This window comes from Stenotrophomonas chelatiphaga, from assembly GCF_001431535.1.
Classification (GTDB): Bacteria; Pseudomonadota; Gammaproteobacteria; order Xanthomonadales; family Xanthomonadaceae; genus Stenotrophomonas; species Stenotrophomonas chelatiphaga.
In genome coordinates this window covers 21,550-36,736 of the sequence record NZ_LDJK01000031.1, presented here as the reverse complement: position 1 = coordinate 36,736, position 15,187 = coordinate 21,550, and the positions used below count along the sequence as shown (strand labels likewise).

Here is a 15,187-nt window from a genome sequence, read left to right as displayed (position 1 = left end):
CTGCAGACCCCACCCGCCCGCCGCCCGACCCTCTGACAGGTTCCGCGCGGTGCCACCAGGCCGGGTAGCGCCGACCCATGGTCGGCGGATGCCCGCAGGCCGTGAGAGGCAGGCCGCAGCCCGGCCGCGCCGTGGCAATTGATGCACTGCACATTGCCATGCGGGAACGGCCCGGCAACACTCGATGTCCATCGGTGGACATCGCGACATGGGAGTGGCGGGTGCGGCAGGAAAACAGCGGGGAAGGGGCGGTCTATCTGGGCATCGATGCCGGGACGCAGAGCCTGAAGGTGCTGGCTTACGATCCGGCAGCGCGCGAGGTGGTGGGGCAGCAGTCGCGTTCGCTGGCGCTGGACAGCGCCGACGATGGCAGTCGCGAACAGGACGCTGCCAGTTGGATCCGGGCCCTGCAGGACTGCGTGCTGGCGCTGCCGGAGGCGGTGCGTGCGCGCGTCGGGGGGCTGGCGGTGTCGGGCCAGCAGCATGGCTTGGTGGCGCTGGCGGCCGATGATTCGGTGCTGGCACCGGTCAAGCTGTGGTGCGATACCAGCAGCACCGCCCAGTGCGATGCGATCACCGCCGCCGTCGGTGGTGAAAGCGCCTGTATCGCGGCAGCTGGCAATCCGCTGCGGGTGGGCTATACCGCGTCCAAGCTGCCGTGGACGAAGCAGCATCGGCCACAGGCCTACGCGTCGCTGGACGGCATCGCACTGCCGCATGACTACCTCAACCTGTGGCTGACCGGCGCACGCTTCATGGAGTGTGGCGATGCCTCCGGCACGGGCTGGCTGGATGTCCGTGCGCGGCAGTGGTCGCCGCAGATGCTGGCCGCGACCGATCCGGATCGCGATCTGGCCGGCCTGCTGCCGCCGCTGGTGGCGCCCGACACCACCTTCGCCCTGCTGCCTGCGGTGGCCGCTGCGCTAGGCCTGCCGGCCGGGATACGCGTGGCGGTCGGCGGCGGTGACAACATGATGGCCGCCATCGGCACCGGTGCAGTGCGCGAAGGTCGCCTGAGCATGAGCCTGGGCACGTCGGGCACGCTGTTTGCCTGGAGTGCCCGGCCGAAGATCGATCCGCAGGGGCGCTGGGCCGCGTTCTGTGCCTCCGACGGAGGCTGGCTGCCGTTGATCTGCACGATGAACTGCACGGTCGCCACCAACCAGGTCGCCGCGCTGCTCGGTATCCAGCACGACCAGACCGAGGCGCTGCTGCAGGCCAGCCTGCCCGGCGCGGCAGGGCTTGTGCTGCTGCCGTTCTTCAACGGTGAACGCAGTCCGGACCTGCCGCTGGCCAAGGGCGCCCTGCACGGCATGGACCTGCACAACCTGTCCCCGGCGAATCTGTATCGCGCGGCCATGGAGGGCGCCAGTTACAGCCTGAAACTGGGCTATGACGCGTTGCACGAGGCGGGCCTGCAGGGCGCGCGGGTGGTGCTCACCGGCGGTGGTGCCAACAGCGCCGCCTGGCGCCAGCTGATCGCCGATCTGTTCCAGTTGCCGGTCGAAGTGCCCGTGCAAGCCGAAGGCGCGGCCTTCGGCGCGGCGCTGCAGGCGGCGTGGGCATGTGCCGGCGCCAGCATGCCGCTGGCTGACCTGGTCGATGCGCACGTGGTGTTCGACCCGGCCCTGTCAGCGCAGCCCGATCCCGTCCGCGGTGCTTCGTATGCACGCGGCTACCAGCGTTTCGTCCATTACCTGCAGGCCTCGCTGCCGTTGTACAGCCAGCGCCTGCCCTGATTTCCCCCAGAGGATGTTGCCCATGAGTTCTTCGTTCTACGTTGGCCAGCGCGAGTTCTTCCCCGGCGTCGGTCGCATTCCCTTCGAAGGCCGCGATTCGGACAATCCGCTGGCCTACAAGGTCTACGACGCCGACAAACAGATCGGCGGGCGCAGCATGGCCGAGCACCTGCGGTTCGCCGTGGCGTACTGGCACAGCTTCTGTGGGGCAGGGCACGACCCGTTCGGCCCCGGTACGCGCGTTTATCCGTGGGACCAGGGCGCCACGCCGCTGGCGCGTGCCGAGGCCAAGGCCGATGCCGCTTTCGAGTTCGTCACCAAGCTGGGCGTGCCGTACTACTGCTTCCATGACGTCGACCTGGCGCCGGATGCCGATGACATCGGCGAGTACCGCGCCAACCTGGGGCACATGGTGGAAATCGCCGGCGAGCGCCAGCGGCAGACCGGGGTCAAGCTGCTGTGGGGTACGGCCAACCTGTTCTCGCACCCGCGCTACATGAACGGTGCAGCGACCAATCCGGATTTCGCCGTGGTCGCGCGCGCTGCGGTGCAGGTCAGGGCGGCGCTGGATGCCACGGTGGCGCTGGGCGGCAGCAACTATGTGTTCTGGGGTGGCCGCGAAGGCTACGCCTGCCTGCTCAATACCGACATGAAGCGCGAGCAGGCGCATCTTGCGCGGTTCCTCGCGGCGGCGCGCGATTACGGGCGCAGCATCGGCTTCACCGGTACCTTCCTGATCGAACCCAAGCCGATGGAGCCGATGCACCACCAGTACGATTTCGACAGTGCCACGGTGGTCGGTTTCCTGCGCGCGCATGGGCTGGACCGCGATTTCAAACTCAACATCGAAGCCAACCACGCCACCTTGTCCGGGCATACCTTCGCCCACGACCTGCAGGTGGCCTCCGATGCCGGCCTGCTGGGCAGCATCGATGCCAACCGCGGCAACCCGCAGAACGGCTGGGATACCGACCAGTTCCCGACCGACCTGTATGACGCGGTAGGCGCGATGCTGGTGGTGCTGCGGCAGGGCGGCTTCGGTGATGGCGGGCTCAACTTCGATGCCAAGGTGCGTCGGGAATCCAGCGACCCGCAGGACCTGTTCATCGCCCACATCGGCGGCATGGATACCTTTGCCCGCGGCCTGGAGGTCGCCCATGCACTGGTCACCGCTTCGCCGCTGGAACAGTGGCGCAGCGAACGCTATGCCAGCTTCGACAGTGGCGCGGGCGCTGCGTTCGCCAATGGCCAGTTGACCCTGCAGGACCTGTGCGCGCACGCCCAGCAGGCCGGCGAGCCGCGGCAGCGTAGCGGCCGGCAGGAAGCGTATGAGAACCTGCTCAACCAGTACCTGCTGCGCTGAGCGGCAGGCGTCCATCGCAACCGGGTAAACCCATGTCCACAGCGCTATCCGCTTCCTCCGGCACGCAGGGCGAGAACACCGCCTTCATCGTGCTGATCAGCTGCGTGGCCACCATTGGTGGCTTCCTGTTCGGCTTCGACAGCGGGGTCATCAACGGCACCGTCGACGGCCTTCGAACCGCGTTCAATTCCAGCGAAGCCGCGCTCGGCTTCGAAGTGGCTTCGATGCTGCTCGGTTGTGCCATCGGAGCGTTCCTGGCCGGGCGGCTGGGTGACCTGCTGGGACGGCGCAGCGTGCTGATCATCTCGGCGGTGCTGTTCCTGCTGTCGGCGTTGGGGGCCGGCGCGGCGCATGCGTCGTGGCTGTTCGTCGCCGCGCGCGTGATCGGCGGTTTCGCGGTCGGCGCGGCCAGCGTGATGGCCCCGGCGTACATCGCCGAAGTCGCCTCGGCGCGCTATCGCGGCAAGCTCGCCACGGTGCAGCAGATCGCCATCATAAGCGGCCTGTTCGCGGCCTTCCTGAGCAACTACCTGCTGGCACGCGCGGCGGGTGCGTCCACCGAAGTGCTGTGGCTGGGACAGGAAGCATGGCGCTGGATGTTCTGGATGCAGGCCATTCCTTCGCTGCTGTTCCTGGCGCTGCTGCTGGTGATCCCGGAAAGCCCGCGCTTCCTGGTGGTGAAGGGGCGCAGGGCGGAAGCATCGGCGGTGCTGACCCGCCTGTACGGTGCGGTGGAGGCCCAGGCCAAGCTCGGCGAGATCGAGCACAGCCTGGCCCAGCACCAGCACCGGCCGTCCTTCGCCGATCTGAAGGACAAGGCGAGCGGCAAGCTGCGCGGCATCGTCTGGGTGGGCATCGGGCTGGCCGTGCTGCAGCAGCTGGTCGGCATCAACGTGGTGTTCTACTACGGCGCAGTGCTGTGGCAGGCGGTGGGCTTCTCCGAAAACGATGCGCTGCTGATCAACGTGCTGTCCGGTGCACTCAGCATCGGGGCGTGCCTGGTGACGGTGGTGCTGATCGACCGCATCGGTCGCAAGCCGCTGCTGTGGGTGGGTTCGGTGGGCATGGCGATCGCGCTGGCCCTGATGGTGGTGGCGTTCTCCAGCGGCAGCCTGGTCGATGGCCGCTTGCAGCTGTCCGATGGCATGGGCCGGCTGGCGCTGGTGGCGGCCAATGTCTACGTGGTGTTCTTCAACATGTCCTGGGGCCCGGTGATGTGGGTGATGCTGGGCGAAATGTTCCCCAACCAGATCCGCGGTTCGGCGCTGGCCGTGGCGGGTGCGGCGCAGTGGACTTCAAACTTCGCCATCACCGTGACCTTCCCGATCCTGCTGGCCGGGATCGGCCTGGCCGGTGCCTACAGCATCTATGCGGTAGCCGCGTTCCTGTCGATCTTCTTCGTGATCCGCTACGTGCGCGAGACCAAGGGCAAGGAGCTGGAACAGATGGAAGGCTGACCTCCACGCAGGGCCCGGCGCCACCGCGCCGGGCCTTCAACGACACGCCAACAGGCACAAAAAAACCCGCTCATGGCGGGCTTTTTGCTTCCTGCTGCAGTGACTGGTGCTCCCTAGGGGACTCGAACCCCTGTTTTAGCCTTGAGAGGGCCACGTCCTAACCTCTAGACGAAGGGAGCGTTTGAAGTGTCACTGCCGGGGCAGGCGCGCTAGTATATGCATCTCGATGCCATTGGGCAATCCCGAAACTTCAACCGGAAGCGCCAACATCATTCCCTCCGTGACAACTCCGATCAGCCTGCGCGTCATCCCGCGCGACCAGCACACCATCTCGCGCAAGGACATCAGCCCCAACGCCGTGCGCGTGCTGTACCGCCTGCGGGATGCCGGCTTCGGCGCCTACCTGGTGGGTGGCGCCGTGCGCGACCTGCTGGTCAATGGCCACCCCAAGGACTTCGACGTGGCCACCGATGCCACGCCCGAACAGGTCAAGCAGCTGTTCCGCAACTGCCGCCTGATCGGTCGCCGCTTCCGCCTGGCCCACGTGGTGTTCGGCCGCGAGATCATCGAAGTGGCCACCTTCCGTGCCAACATCGATGACGGCAGCGGCGACCGCGAGATGGAAAACGGCATGCTGGTACGCGACAACGTGTACGGCTCCATCGAAGACGATGCCATCCGCCGTGACTTCACCTGCAACGCGCTGTACTACGCCATCGAGGATTTCTCGGTGCGTGATTACACCGGCGGTTTCGAAGACGTGCAGGCCCGCCTGATGAAGCTCATCGGCGATCCGGAACAGCGTTATCGCGAAGATCCCGTGCGCATGCTGCGTGCGGTGCGCCTGGCCGGCAAGCTCGGTTTCCAGATCGAGGAAAAGACCGCCGCGCCGATCCCGCAGCTCGCCAACCTGCTCAACGAAGCGGCCCCGGCGCGCCTGTTCGAGGAAGTGCTCAAGCTGTTCCTGGGCGGGCATGGCGTGGCCAGCTTCGAGGGCCTGGAGCGTTACGGCCTGTTCGATGTGATGTTCCCGGAAAGTGGCAAGGCGCTGCGTTCCAACCGCAGTGGTGCGCTGCGCCGCATGCTGATCGAAGGCCTCGCCAACACCGACCAGCGCGTGGCCAACGACGAGCCGGTGTCGCCGTCGTTCCTGTTCGCGCTGCTGCTGTGGCCGGCGTTCTGCCGCACCCAGGCCACGCTGCTCAAGCAGGGTGTCGCCGAAGAAGAAGCGCAGCGTCGCGCCGCCGACCGGGTGACCCTGCACCAGCTGACCACCATCGCGCTGCCGCGCCGCTTCTCGCTGCCGATGCAGGAGATCTGGCTGCTGCAGGCCCGCTTCGGCTCACGCCAGCGCAAGCGCGTGTTCCGCACGTTGACCCACCCGCGTTTCCGCGCAGCGTTCGACTTCCTGATCCTGCGCCAGGTGGCCTCCAGCGAACATGCCAGCGACGTGGCGTTCTGGCGCGAAGCGCAGCAGCAGTCCGGCCGTGAGCTGGAAAGCGCGCTGGATGACCTGCACACGCAGGATGCCGACGATGCGGGTGACGAGCCGCGCAAGCGCCGCCGCCGCCGTCGTCGCCCGGGTGCTCCCGGCGCACCGGCTGCCGAGTAAGCGGCGTGGTCAGGGCATGGATCGGCCTGGGCGCCAACCTCGGTGACGCCGCCAGTACGGTCAGTGCGGCGATCGAGGCGCTGGACGGCCTGGCCGATACTGAACTGACCCGCGCCTCGCTGCTGTACGCCAGCCCGGCCTGGGGCAATGAGGACCAGCCACCGTTCGTCAATGCGGTGGCCTGCGTCCAGACCGACCTGCCGCCGCTGGCCTTGCTCGACGCCCTGCTGGCGCTGGAAACCGGCTTCGGTCGGGTGCGTGATCCGGCCGTGCACTGGGGCCCGCGCCTGCTCGACCTGGACCTGCTGCTGTACGGCGACCAGGTGATCGACCTGCCGCGCCTGCAGGTCCCGCATCCGTACCTGCACCAGCGCGCCTTCGTGCTGGTGCCACTGGCCGAAGTGGAGCCGGACCTGCTGATTCCCGGGCACGGCCGCGTGCGGGATGCAGTGATGCAGGTGCCGACCAGCGGGATCGCGCCGATAAGGGGATAATGGGGCGGTTATCACCCCCGGTTATTTCCTGATGAGCACCCACGCAGACAGCAAACCCTGGACCGTCCCGGCGCTGGCCGAGGCCAAGCGCAATGGCCAGAAGCTGGTCATGTTGACCGCCTACGACGCCGGTTTCGCCCGGACCTTCGATGCCAACGGGGTCGACCTGATCCTGATCGGCGACTCGCTGGGCATGGTGGTGCAGGGGCACGATTCGACCCTGCCGGTGACCGTGGCCGACATGGTCTACCACACCGGCGTGGTGGCCCGCGTGCTGCAGCGCGCGCTGCTCATCGCCGACCTGCCGTTCGGCGCCGACGCCACCCCGGAACGTGCCTTCGATGCGTCGCTGCAGTTGCTGCAGGCGGGCGCGGAGATGGTCAAGATCGAAGGCGCCGGCTTCAAGCTGGACATCATCCGCCACCTGGTGGAGCGCGAAATCCCGGTGTGCTCGCACCTGGGGCTGACCCCGCAGTCGGTGCTGCGCCTGGGCGGCTATCGCGTGCAGGGTCGCGGCGATGCCGCCCGCCAGCTGGTCGAAGATGCCAAGGCCGTGGTCGCCGCCGGTGCCAGCATGATGGTGCTCGAATGCCTGCCCACGCCGGTGGCCGCCGAGGTCACCGCCGCCGTTGCGGTGCCGACCATCGGCATCGGCGCCGGTCCGCAATGCGACGGCCAGGTGCTGGTGATGCATGACATGCTGGGCCTGGACAGTGGCCATCGCCGGCCCAAGTTCGTCAAGGATTTCCTTGCCGAAGGTGGTTCGGTGGCCGGTGCCACCCGCGCTTACGCCGATGCCGTGCGCAACGGCACCTTCCCCGATGCCGAGCACGCCTACGCCTCATGATCCAGACCGTTACCGAACTTGCCCAGCTGCGCGCGATCGTCAGCGGCTGGAAGCGCGAAGGCCTGCGCGTGGCGCTGGTGCCGACCATGGGCAACCTGCACGCAGGCCACTATTCCCTGGTCGCGCTTGCGCGGCAGTACGCTGATCGCGTGGTGTCCAGCGTGTTCGTCAACCCGACCCAGTTCGGGCCGAACGAAGACTTCACCCGTTACCCGCGCACGCCCGAGGCCGATACCAGTGGCCTGGAAGCGGCTGGCTGCGACGTGCTGTGGCTGCCGACGGTGGAGTCGATGTACCCGTTCGGCGTGGAGCTGGCGGCCAACGTCAGCGTGCCCGGGATCAGCGGGCTGCTGGAAGGGGCGCATCGCCCCGGTCACTTCGACGGTGTCTGCACGGTGGTGTCACGCCTGTTCAACCAGGTGCAGCCCGACGTGGCGGCGTTCGGCAAGAAGGACTACCAGCAGCTGGCGGTGATCCGGCAGATGGTGGCCGACCTGGCGTTCCCGATCCAGATCGTCGGCGGCGACATCGTGCGCGAAGACGACGGGCTGGCGATGAGTTCGCGCAACCAGTACCTGGATGCGGTGCAGCGCCCGGCATCGACGACGATCCATCGGGTGCTGCAGGGCATGCGCGAAGGCTACATCACCGGGCTGTCGCGTGAGCGCATCGAAGCCGATGCGGCCGCTGCCCTGCAGGCCGCGGGCTTCCAGGTGGACTACGCGGCGCTGCGTACGCCGGACCTGATCGAGCCGCCGCATGAGGGCGGGCCGCGCGTGGCGCTGATCGCCGCGCGTCTGGGCAGCACCCGGCTGATCGACAACCTCGAGTTCTGACGCGCCGGGTTGCGTGACAGCGCCCTGAAGGGGCAGGCGTCCTTTCCGCCAAGCGAAAAGGACGCTAGCCCTTTTTTACAGCTGTTCCAGCGCGCGCCGGACCAGGCCCTCGCGGTACCAGGTCCTGTCAGGGTAGACCGGCTGCCCGCACGCGATCCGCGCCTGATGGATACGCACCGCGATCTCCATCGCCCTGTCTGATTGCAGATCGAGCGTGGTCGGTGCGCGTGGCAGGCCGGCCTGCCCGCGGCTGGCCGCCGCAACGGGGGCCGCAGCGCACGCGCGGTAGCGGAAGCCGCTGGCTACCGACCTCGCCTTGTCCGCTTGTTCGGCTTCGGCCCACGCCGCCCGCGTCAGGCGTGCTTCCAGGTTGGCGATCCTGCGCAGCAGCGGGTGTGCGTCGTAGATGCCGGTGGCGGGGAACAGCTCGCGGTACCCACCCGTCCGCGCATCCGGCGCGGCAGCGCGGGGGGATGACGCAGGCATCGCCGCAGGAGCTGTTGCCTGCGCCGGTGCAGGTGCCGCTGTTGATGCCCGCGCCCGCGCGTCTGTGCTGCGCGCGCGGGGCAGGGCGGGGCGATCTTCCTGGTTGCGCACGGTTACCGAACGCGATCGCGGGCGTCGCGCTTTGGCAGGTGGCTCGCCGATCCAGGTAGGCCCGGAAAAGCGCTTGACCAGCTTGTCGAAATCAGGGGCACGGCTGAGGGTGGCGGCGGCGGTGGAAGGCATGTGGACTCCGGGTTGAGAAGGGTAGTCCAGCAGATGCAGGCAAAGCACGCTTGCGGGAATCGTGCGTTTCGCGCCGTGCGCCGCTGCGCCGCTGACGGGTTCAGTCGGCCGGACCTGAACCGCTGCCTGACCGGCGCCAGGTGACCCTGTCGCCAACGTCCCAGGTGGTAGAATCCCGGCTTTCCTTTACCGCGTTGCCTGTGCCATGCACCTGTCCCTGCTGAAGACCAAGATCCACCGCGCCACCGTCACCCATTCGGAGCTGAATTACGAAGGGTCGATCGCGATCGACGACAACCTGCTGGCGGCCACGGGCATCCGTGAGTTCGAGCAGGTGCACATCTGGGACGTCACCAACGGCGCCCGGTTCAGCACCTATGCCATCCGTGCCGAAGCGGGCAGCGGCGTGGTCTCGCTCAACGGCGGCGCCGCCCGTCATGTGCAGGTCGGCGACATCATCATCATCGCCGCCTTCGCCACCATGAGCGAGCAGGAAGCAGACAGCTTCCGGCCGAAGCTGGTATATGTGGACGGCAACAACCAGATCTCCCATACCAACGACAGCATCCCGACCCAGGCCGCATGACAACGAACAACGGACTCGACACGCTTCACTCCCATGCCCAGCGCCTGCGTGGCGCGCGCATCCCCGACCTGCTCGCGGCCGAACCCGGCCGGGTAAAGGATCTGGCACTGCGGGTCGGTCCGTTGTACGTCAACTTCGCGCGGCAGAAATACGACGCCGCCGCCCTGCAGGCGTTGCTGTCGCTGGCCGCTGACCGTGACGTCGGCGGTGCCATCGCGCGCCTGTTCCGCGGCGAGCAGGTCAACCTGACCGAAGGCCGTGCCGCGTTGCATACCGCGCTGCGCGGTGATGTGGTCGATGCGCCGGTGGCTGCAGACGCCTTCGCTACCGCGCGCGAGGTCCGCCAGCGGATGGGCGAACAGGTGCGCGCGCTGGAAAACAGCGGCGTCACCGATGTGGTGAGCGTGGGCATCGGCGGTTCGGACCTCGGTCCGCGGCTGGTTGCCGACGCCCTGCGTCCGGTGGACGGCAGCCGCCTGCGCGTGCATTTCGTGTCCAACGTGGATGGCGCCGCCATGCAGCGCACGCTGGCCACGCTGGACCCGGCGCGTACCGCCGGCATCCTGATTTCCAAGACCTTCGGTACCCAGGAAACCCTGCTCAACGGGCAGATCCTGCACGACTGGCTGGGTGGCAGCGAACGCCTGTATGCGGTCAGCGCCAACCCGGAGCGCGCCGCCAAGGCCTTCGACATCGCCTCCAGCCGCGTGCTGCCGATGTGGGACTGGGTCGGCGGTCGCTATTCGCTGTGGTCGGCGGTCGGTTTCCCGATCGCACTGGCGATCGGATTCGAGCGCTTCGAAGCCCTGCTGGAAGGTGCCTCGCAGATGGACGCGCACGCACTGGATGCGCCGCTGGAGCGCAACCTGCCGGTGCTGCACGCGCTGACCGATATCTGGAACCGCAACGTGCTGGGCCATGCCACGCACGCGGTGATGACCTATGACCAGCGCCTGGCGCTGCTGCCGGCCTACCTGCAGCAGCTGGTGATGGAAAGCCTGGGCAAGCGCGTGCAGCGCGATGGCCAGCCGGTTTCCAGCGATACCGTGCCGGTGTGGTGGGGCGGGGCGGGCACCGATGTGCAGCACAGCTTCTTCCAGGCCCTGCACCAGGGCACCAGCGTGATCCCGGCCGATTTCATCGGCTGCGTGCGCAGTGACGATCCGTACACCGTCAACCACCAGGCATTGCTGGCCAACCTGCTGGCGCAGACCGAAGCCCTGGCCAACGGCCAGTCCAGTGATGATCCGCACCGTGATTATCCGGGCGGCCGGCCGAGCACGTTGATCCTGCTCGATGCGCTGACCCCGCAGGCGCTGGGTGCCCTGATCGCGATGTACGAACATGCGGTGTACGTGCAGTCGGTGATCTGGAACATCAACGCCTTTGACCAGTTCGGCGTGGAGCTGGGCAAGCAGCTTGCCGGGCAGCTGCTGCCGGCGCTGCAGGGCGAGGCGGTGGACATCACCGATCCACTGACCCTGGAAGTGCTCGGCCTGCTGAAGTAACCGGTAGCGACGCTGTACCCGGTAGTGACGGCCGCTGGCCGTCAGCTCCTGCCCGGCCACGCCGCCCACCTGGCATCGCCAGACGCCAGCATCGTTCAGCGCGAAGGTTCCGGGCTCGGCCGTTTGGCCAGCTTGCGCTGCAGCGAGCGCCGGTGCATGCCCAGCAGCCGCGCGGCGGCCGACACGTTGCCACCGGTTTCATGCATCGCCTGCTGGATGTGCTCCCACTGCAGCCGGCTGATCGGCGTCATCGCATCGGGCAGCTCCAGCTCGCCGTCGTCGTCGGGACCGTCATCTTCTTCGCCCAAGGCGCGCAGGATCATCGGCACCGTGGCCGGCTTGGGCAGGTAATCATCCGCGCCCAGCTTGATCGCCTCCACCGCGGTGGCGATGCTGGCATAGCCGGTCACCAGCAGGATGCGCATGTCCGCGCGCAGCGCGCGCAGCGGCTGGATCAGTGCCAGTCCGGACTCACTGCCGAGCTTCAGGTCGATCAGGGCGAACGCTGGCGGCTGCTGCCGTGCCAGCAGCAGCGCGCTGGCCGAGTCCTGCGCCGTGCGCGTTTCCAGCCCCTTGCGCGCCAGGCTGCGCTGCAGTGTGCGCAGGTACAGCTCGTCATCATCGACCAGCAGGCCATCACCGTGCAGCGAGGCCGGGGTGGGGAAGGGCGTGTTCATGGGGTTTCCTCGCGGGGGACCAGGGGGATGCGGAAGCCGACGCGGCTGCCGGCGCCCTGCGCCGGCCGCATCCACATTTCACCGTGCAGTCGTTCAATAGTGGCGTGGGACAGGGCCAGTCCCACGCCCATGCCCTCGCTCTTGCTGGAGCTGAACAAGGTGCCGGGCAGCACCGCCTTGCGGGTATCGAAGCCGGGACCGAAGTCGCGCACCTCGCCGACCAGATCGTCGCCCTCGATGCGCAGCGACAGCTCCACTTCCGCACGCCCGACCTGCTCGCCGGCTTCGGCGGCATTGTTCAACAGCACCATCAGCAGGTGGCCGACGCCGGCATCCAGCGGACGGGTCAGCGGCGCATCCGGATTGCGGCTCAGGGTGATGGTCGGGCGCACCAGTCGCCATTGTTCCAGCACCTGCAGGGCGGTGGACGGTCCGCGGCCAGGGGCATCCGGGGAGGCCGGGGCGGCCAGCGCCAGTACCCGTTCACGGCACTGCACCAGCAGCTCGCGCAGGGTTTCCACGTCCTCGCGCACGTCGGTGCTCTGGTTCTGTTCGGCGATGTCGTCGGCCAGCAGGGTCATCGTCGCCAGGGGCGTATTGAGTTCGTGCGCGACCGACGCCGCATGGGTAGCCAGCGCGACGATGCCTTCGTTGCGCGCGAAGCGCTCGCGCAGCAGCGACAGTTCGTGTTCGCGCTGGCGCAGGGCGATCGCCAGCCGGGTGGAAAAGGCCAGCACCACCGTCACCGAGATCAGGAAATTCGCCACCACGCCCCACTGCTGCAGGACATCCGGAGCGAAGTAGCCGCCCGCCGGCAGCGGCAGGCCGAACGCTGCGCTGACGCAGTAGCCGATCAGGCAGGCAGCAGCCACCGCCAGCGTCCAGCGCGCCGGCAGGGCGAGCGCAGCCAGCGCGATCAGGATCAGGAACAGCGAGCCGAACGGATTGGTGATGCCGCCGCTCCAGCCGACCATCCAGGTCAGCACGGTCACATCGACCAGAATGTGCCCGAACGCAGTCACCGGAGCGGTATCGGTGCCGTGTACGCGCAGCTGGGCGTAGGTGTTGAACAGCGCCAGCACGGCCACGCCGGCCCACAGTGGAACCTGCGGCAGCGGCAGGCCAAGCACCCAGGTGGCGACCAGGATCGTGGCCGCCTGGCCGGCGGTGGCCAGCCAGCGCAGGCTGCACAGGGTCTGCAGGAAGGGGGCGTCAGGGGAAGTCATGGCTGCCATCGTATGCGTTGCCTGCGTGCACCGCCTGCGACAATCGGCCGCAGATGCCACCGCGGCTGAATGGGAGTCACCCGACGGTCCTGCAGCAGCGCTAGAATATTGCGATGCATGACGCCGTCTCCCGACCGACCCCGCCCGCCGAGCCCACTTCCTGGCCGCGCCGACTGACCCAGCCTGTCCGCATCGGCGGCGTGGTGGTGGGCGGTGGCAAGCCGGTGGTGGTGCAGTCGATGACCAACACCGATACCGCCGACGTGGCCTCCAGCGTAAAGCAGGTGGCCGAGCTGTGGCGCGCCGGTTCGGAAATGGTGCGGCTGACGGTCAACAACCCCGAGTCCGCCGCGGCCATCCCGCGCATCGTCGACAAACTGGCGATGATGGGCATCGAGGTGCCGCTGATCGGTGACTTCCATTACAACGGCCACCAGCTGCTGAGCGCCGAGCCGGCCTGTGCCGAAGCGCTGGCCAAGTACCGGATCAATCCGGGCAACGTCGGCTTCGGCAAGAAGAAGGACCTGCAGTTCGCGCAGCTGATCGAGTTCGCGATCCGCTACGACAAGCCGGTGCGCATCGGGGCCAACTGGGGCTCGCTGGACCAGTCGCTGGCGGCCAGGCTGATGGACGAGAACACCCTGCGCGAGCAGCCCTGGGATGCCGGCCGCGTCCTGCGCGAGGCATTGATCCGCTCGGCGCTGGATTCGGCCGAAACCGCGGTCGAACTCGGCCTGCCACGCGACCGCATCGTGCTGTCGGCGAAGGTCAGTGGCGTGCAGGAGCTGATCGCGGTGTACCGCGATCTTGCCCAGCGCTCGGATTTCGCCCTGCACCTGGGCCTGACCGAAGCCGGCATCGGCAGCAAGGGCATCGTGGCTTCGGCAGCGGCGCTGGCGGTGCTGATGCAGGAAGGCATCGGTGACACCATCCGGATTTCGCTGACGCCCGAACCGGGCCAGTCGCGGACCCAGGAAGTGATCGTCGCCCAGGAGCTGCTGCAGACCACCGGTCAACGTGCCTTCACCCCGCTGGTCACGGCCTGCCCGGGCTGTGGCCGCACCACGTCCGAGTTCTTCCAGGAGCTGGCCAAGGTGGTGCAGAACCACGTGCGTGAACGCATGCCGCTGTGGAAGATCGAGCATCCGGGGGCGGAGAACATGACGCTCGCCGTGATGGGCTGCATCGTCAACGGGCCGGGTGAATCGCGCCACGCCAACATCGGCATCTCCCTGCCGGGTACCGGTGAAGCACCGGCCGCGCCGGTGTTCGTCGATGGTGAGAAGAAGATCACCCTGCGCGGCGAGAACATCGCCCAGGATTTCGTCAAGCTGATCGACGACTACGTCGAACAGAACTATGTCCGAAACGCCGGATAAGCCCGGGATGCTGGCCGGTCCCGGGGAAGAGGCGGCAGGCGTCCGCCATTGGATGTCGCGCAACGCGTGGCGCTTCGTGCTGCTGTTTGCCGGCGTGCTGCTGCCGTTGGCGGTGTTCGTCGCGCTGGCCGATGAGGTGCATGAATTCGAGGCGTTCCACTTCGATGCACCGCTGCTGTGGCGGATGCACGGCTGGCATGGTCCGGTGCTGGACCAGGTCGTGGTGGTCATCACCCGGCTGGGTTACGAGTGGTTCCTGATCCCCGCCGACGTGGTGATCGTGGCGGCCCTGTTGTGGGCCAGGCGCTGGCGCGAGGCGAGCTTCGCGGCCGTCGGCTTCGTCGGATCGGCGCTGCTGAACATGAGCAGCAAGCAGTTCTTCCAGCGTGACCGGCCCAGCCTGTGGGAGTCGATCGCGCCCGAAGCGACCTACAGCTTCCCCAGTGGCCATGCGATGGGGTCGATGACCTTCGCCTGCGTTGCCGTGCTGCTGGCCTGGAATACCCGATGGCGCTGGCCGGTGGCAGTGGCTGCCCCGGTGTTCGCCGTGCTGGTGAGCGTGTCCCGGGTCTACCTGGGGGTGCATTACCCGTCCGACATCCTGGCCGGCTGGTGCGCCGCGCTGGTCTGGGTGGTCGGCTGCTATCTGGTGATGTTCCGCCAGCACCGGCCATGGCGCCGGGGTGCAGATGTTCCGGTGGCGTGAATGAATCATAAAGATCGGGCCGTTAGTA

The 15,187-nt window shown here is 67.7% G+C and carries 14 protein-coding genes and 1 tRNA gene; 11 read left to right on the top strand and 4 right to left on the bottom strand.

Annotated features, from left to right (window positions below):
* The first annotated feature begins 200 nt into the window (after nucleotides 1–200).
* The 3 genes from xylB to ABB28_RS08195 are packed head-to-tail and all read left to right on the top strand — an operon-like array spanning nucleotide 201 to nucleotide 4,559.
* Nucleotides 201–1,739, top strand: a complete 1,539-nt coding sequence (gene xylB, locus ABB28_RS08205) for a xylulokinase (RefSeq protein ID WP_245625313.1) — start codon at nucleotides 201–203, stop codon at nucleotides 1,737–1,739.
* Between the two features lie 22 nt (nucleotides 1,740–1,761).
* Nucleotides 1,762–3,102, top strand: a complete 1,341-nt coding sequence (gene xylA / locus ABB28_RS08200) for a xylose isomerase (RefSeq protein ID WP_057508164.1) — start codon at nucleotides 1,762–1,764, stop codon at nucleotides 3,100–3,102.
* Between the two features lie 32 nt (nucleotides 3,103–3,134).
* Nucleotides 3,135–4,559, top strand: coding sequence for a sugar porter family MFS transporter (locus ABB28_RS08195; protein WP_057508163.1), 1,425 nt, complete (start codon nucleotides 3,135–3,137; stop codon nucleotides 4,557–4,559).
* A 104-nt stretch (nucleotides 4,560–4,663) separates the two neighbouring features.
* On the opposite strand, the gene ABB28_RS08190 is transcribed toward ABB28_RS08195, so the two are convergent.
* Nucleotides 4,664–4,738, bottom strand: a tRNA-Glu gene (locus tag ABB28_RS08190).
* Between the two features lie 53 nt (nucleotides 4,739–4,791).
* Between ABB28_RS08190 and pcnB the strand changes: the two genes are divergently transcribed.
* From pcnB to panC, 4 genes are read left to right on the top strand one after another with little or no spacing between them, the layout of a single operon-like run.
* The gene (pcnB, locus tag ABB28_RS08185; protein WP_057508162.1) at nucleotides 4,792–6,171 is read left to right on the top strand and encodes a polynucleotide adenylyltransferase PcnB; all 1,380 of its coding nucleotides are present in this window, start codon (nucleotides 4,792–4,794) and stop codon (nucleotides 6,169–6,171) included.
* Between the two features lie 5 nt (nucleotides 6,172–6,176).
* On the top strand, nucleotides 6,177–6,665 hold the full coding sequence (gene folK / locus ABB28_RS08180; protein ID WP_057508161.1) for a 2-amino-4-hydroxy-6-hydroxymethyldihydropteridine diphosphokinase: 489 nt from the start codon (nucleotides 6,177–6,179) through the stop codon (nucleotides 6,663–6,665).
* A 31-nt stretch (nucleotides 6,666–6,696) separates the two neighbouring features.
* Complete coding sequence (gene panB, locus ABB28_RS08175) at nucleotides 6,697–7,512, top strand: 3-methyl-2-oxobutanoate hydroxymethyltransferase (protein WP_057508160.1); 816 nt, start codon at nucleotides 6,697–6,699, stop codon at nucleotides 7,510–7,512.
* Complete coding sequence (gene panC, locus ABB28_RS08170) at nucleotides 7,509–8,348, top strand: pantoate--beta-alanine ligase (RefSeq protein WP_057508159.1); 840 nt, start codon at nucleotides 7,509–7,511, stop codon at nucleotides 8,346–8,348. Before panB ends, panC begins: the two co-directional genes overlap by 4 nt.
* 75 nt (nucleotides 8,349–8,423) lie before the next feature.
* On the opposite strand, the gene ABB28_RS17980 is transcribed toward panC, so the two are convergent.
* The gene (locus tag ABB28_RS17980; RefSeq protein WP_148049410.1) at nucleotides 8,424–9,077 is read right to left on the bottom strand and encodes a hypothetical protein; all 654 of its coding nucleotides are present in this window, start codon (nucleotides 9,075–9,077) and stop codon (nucleotides 8,424–8,426) included.
* Nucleotides 9,078–9,282: 205 nt separating this feature from the next.
* On the opposite strand from ABB28_RS17980, the gene panD reads away from it, so the two are divergent.
* Together panD and pgi are read left to right on the top strand one after the other, a co-directional pair.
* Entirely contained in the window at nucleotides 9,283–9,663 is a 381-nt protein-coding gene (panD, locus tag ABB28_RS08160) for an aspartate 1-decarboxylase (protein WP_042614028.1), read from the top strand.
* Nucleotides 9,660–11,171 (top strand): glucose-6-phosphate isomerase, encoded by a 1,512-nt coding sequence (gene pgi, locus ABB28_RS08155; protein ID WP_057508157.1) that lies wholly within the window; start codon nucleotides 9,660–9,662, stop codon nucleotides 11,169–11,171. Before panD ends, pgi begins: the two co-directional genes overlap by 4 nt.
* A gap of 95 nt (nucleotides 11,172–11,266) precedes the next feature.
* On the opposite strand, the gene ABB28_RS08150 is transcribed toward pgi, so the two are convergent.
* Both ABB28_RS08150 and ABB28_RS08145 read right to left on the bottom strand, forming a co-directional pair.
* Nucleotides 11,267–11,848, bottom strand: a complete 582-nt coding sequence (locus tag ABB28_RS08150; RefSeq protein ID WP_057508156.1) for a response regulator transcription factor — start codon at nucleotides 11,846–11,848, stop codon at nucleotides 11,267–11,269.
* A complete protein-coding gene (locus tag ABB28_RS08145) occupies nucleotides 11,845–13,074 on the bottom strand; it encodes an ATP-binding protein (protein WP_057508166.1) in 1,230 nt (409 codons plus the stop codon). The genes ABB28_RS08150 and ABB28_RS08145 overlap by 4 nt, the downstream gene beginning before the upstream one ends.
* A gap of 113 nt (nucleotides 13,075–13,187) precedes the next feature.
* Here ABB28_RS08145 and ispG point away from each other — a divergent pair, with 113 nt between their 5' ends.
* Both ispG and ABB28_RS08135 read left to right on the top strand, forming a co-directional pair.
* A complete protein-coding gene (ispG, locus tag ABB28_RS08140) occupies nucleotides 13,188–14,453 on the top strand; it encodes a flavodoxin-dependent (E)-4-hydroxy-3-methylbut-2-enyl-diphosphate synthase (protein WP_057508155.1) in 1,266 nt (421 codons plus the stop codon).
* Nucleotides 14,434–15,159: a phosphatase PAP2 family protein gene (locus ABB28_RS08135; RefSeq protein ID WP_057508154.1), complete on the top strand. Its 726-nt coding sequence runs from the start codon at nucleotides 14,434–14,436 to the stop codon at nucleotides 15,157–15,159. Before ispG ends, ABB28_RS08135 begins: the two co-directional genes overlap by 20 nt.
* Nucleotides 15,160–15,187: the final 28 nt, after the last annotated feature.

Bases quoted from the DNA above. Each gene is read 5' to 3' on its own strand.
- ABB28_RS08195 (WP_057508163.1), top strand. From the start codon at position 3,135: ATGTCCACAGCGCTATCCGCTTCCTCCGGCACGCAGGGCGAGAACACC.
- pgi (WP_057508157.1), top strand. From the start codon at position 9,660: ATGACAACGAACAACGGACTCGACACGCTTCACTCCCATGCCCAGCGC.
- ABB28_RS08145 (WP_057508166.1), bottom strand. From the start codon at position 13,074: ATGACTTCCCCTGACGCCCCCTTCCTGCAGACCCTGTGCAGCCTGCGC.
- panC (WP_057508159.1), top strand. From the start codon at position 7,509: ATGATCCAGACCGTTACCGAACTTGCCCAGCTGCGCGCGATCGTCAGC.
- ispG (WP_057508155.1), top strand. From the start codon at position 13,188: ATGCATGACGCCGTCTCCCGACCGACCCCGCCCGCCGAGCCCACTTCC.
- ABB28_RS17980 (WP_148049410.1), bottom strand. From the start codon at position 9,077: ATGCCTTCCACCGCCGCCGCCACCCTCAGCCGTGCCCCTGATTTCGAC.
- ABB28_RS08135 (WP_057508154.1), top strand. From the start codon at position 14,434: ATGTCCGAAACGCCGGATAAGCCCGGGATGCTGGCCGGTCCCGGGGAA.
- panD (WP_042614028.1), top strand. From the start codon at position 9,283: ATGCACCTGTCCCTGCTGAAGACCAAGATCCACCGCGCCACCGTCACC.
- ABB28_RS08150 (WP_057508156.1), bottom strand. From the start codon at position 11,848: ATGAACACGCCCTTCCCCACCCCGGCCTCGCTGCACGGTGATGGCCTG.
- xylA (WP_057508164.1), top strand. From the start codon at position 1,762: ATGAGTTCTTCGTTCTACGTTGGCCAGCGCGAGTTCTTCCCCGGCGTC.
- panB (WP_057508160.1), top strand. From the start codon at position 6,697: ATGAGCACCCACGCAGACAGCAAACCCTGGACCGTCCCGGCGCTGGCC.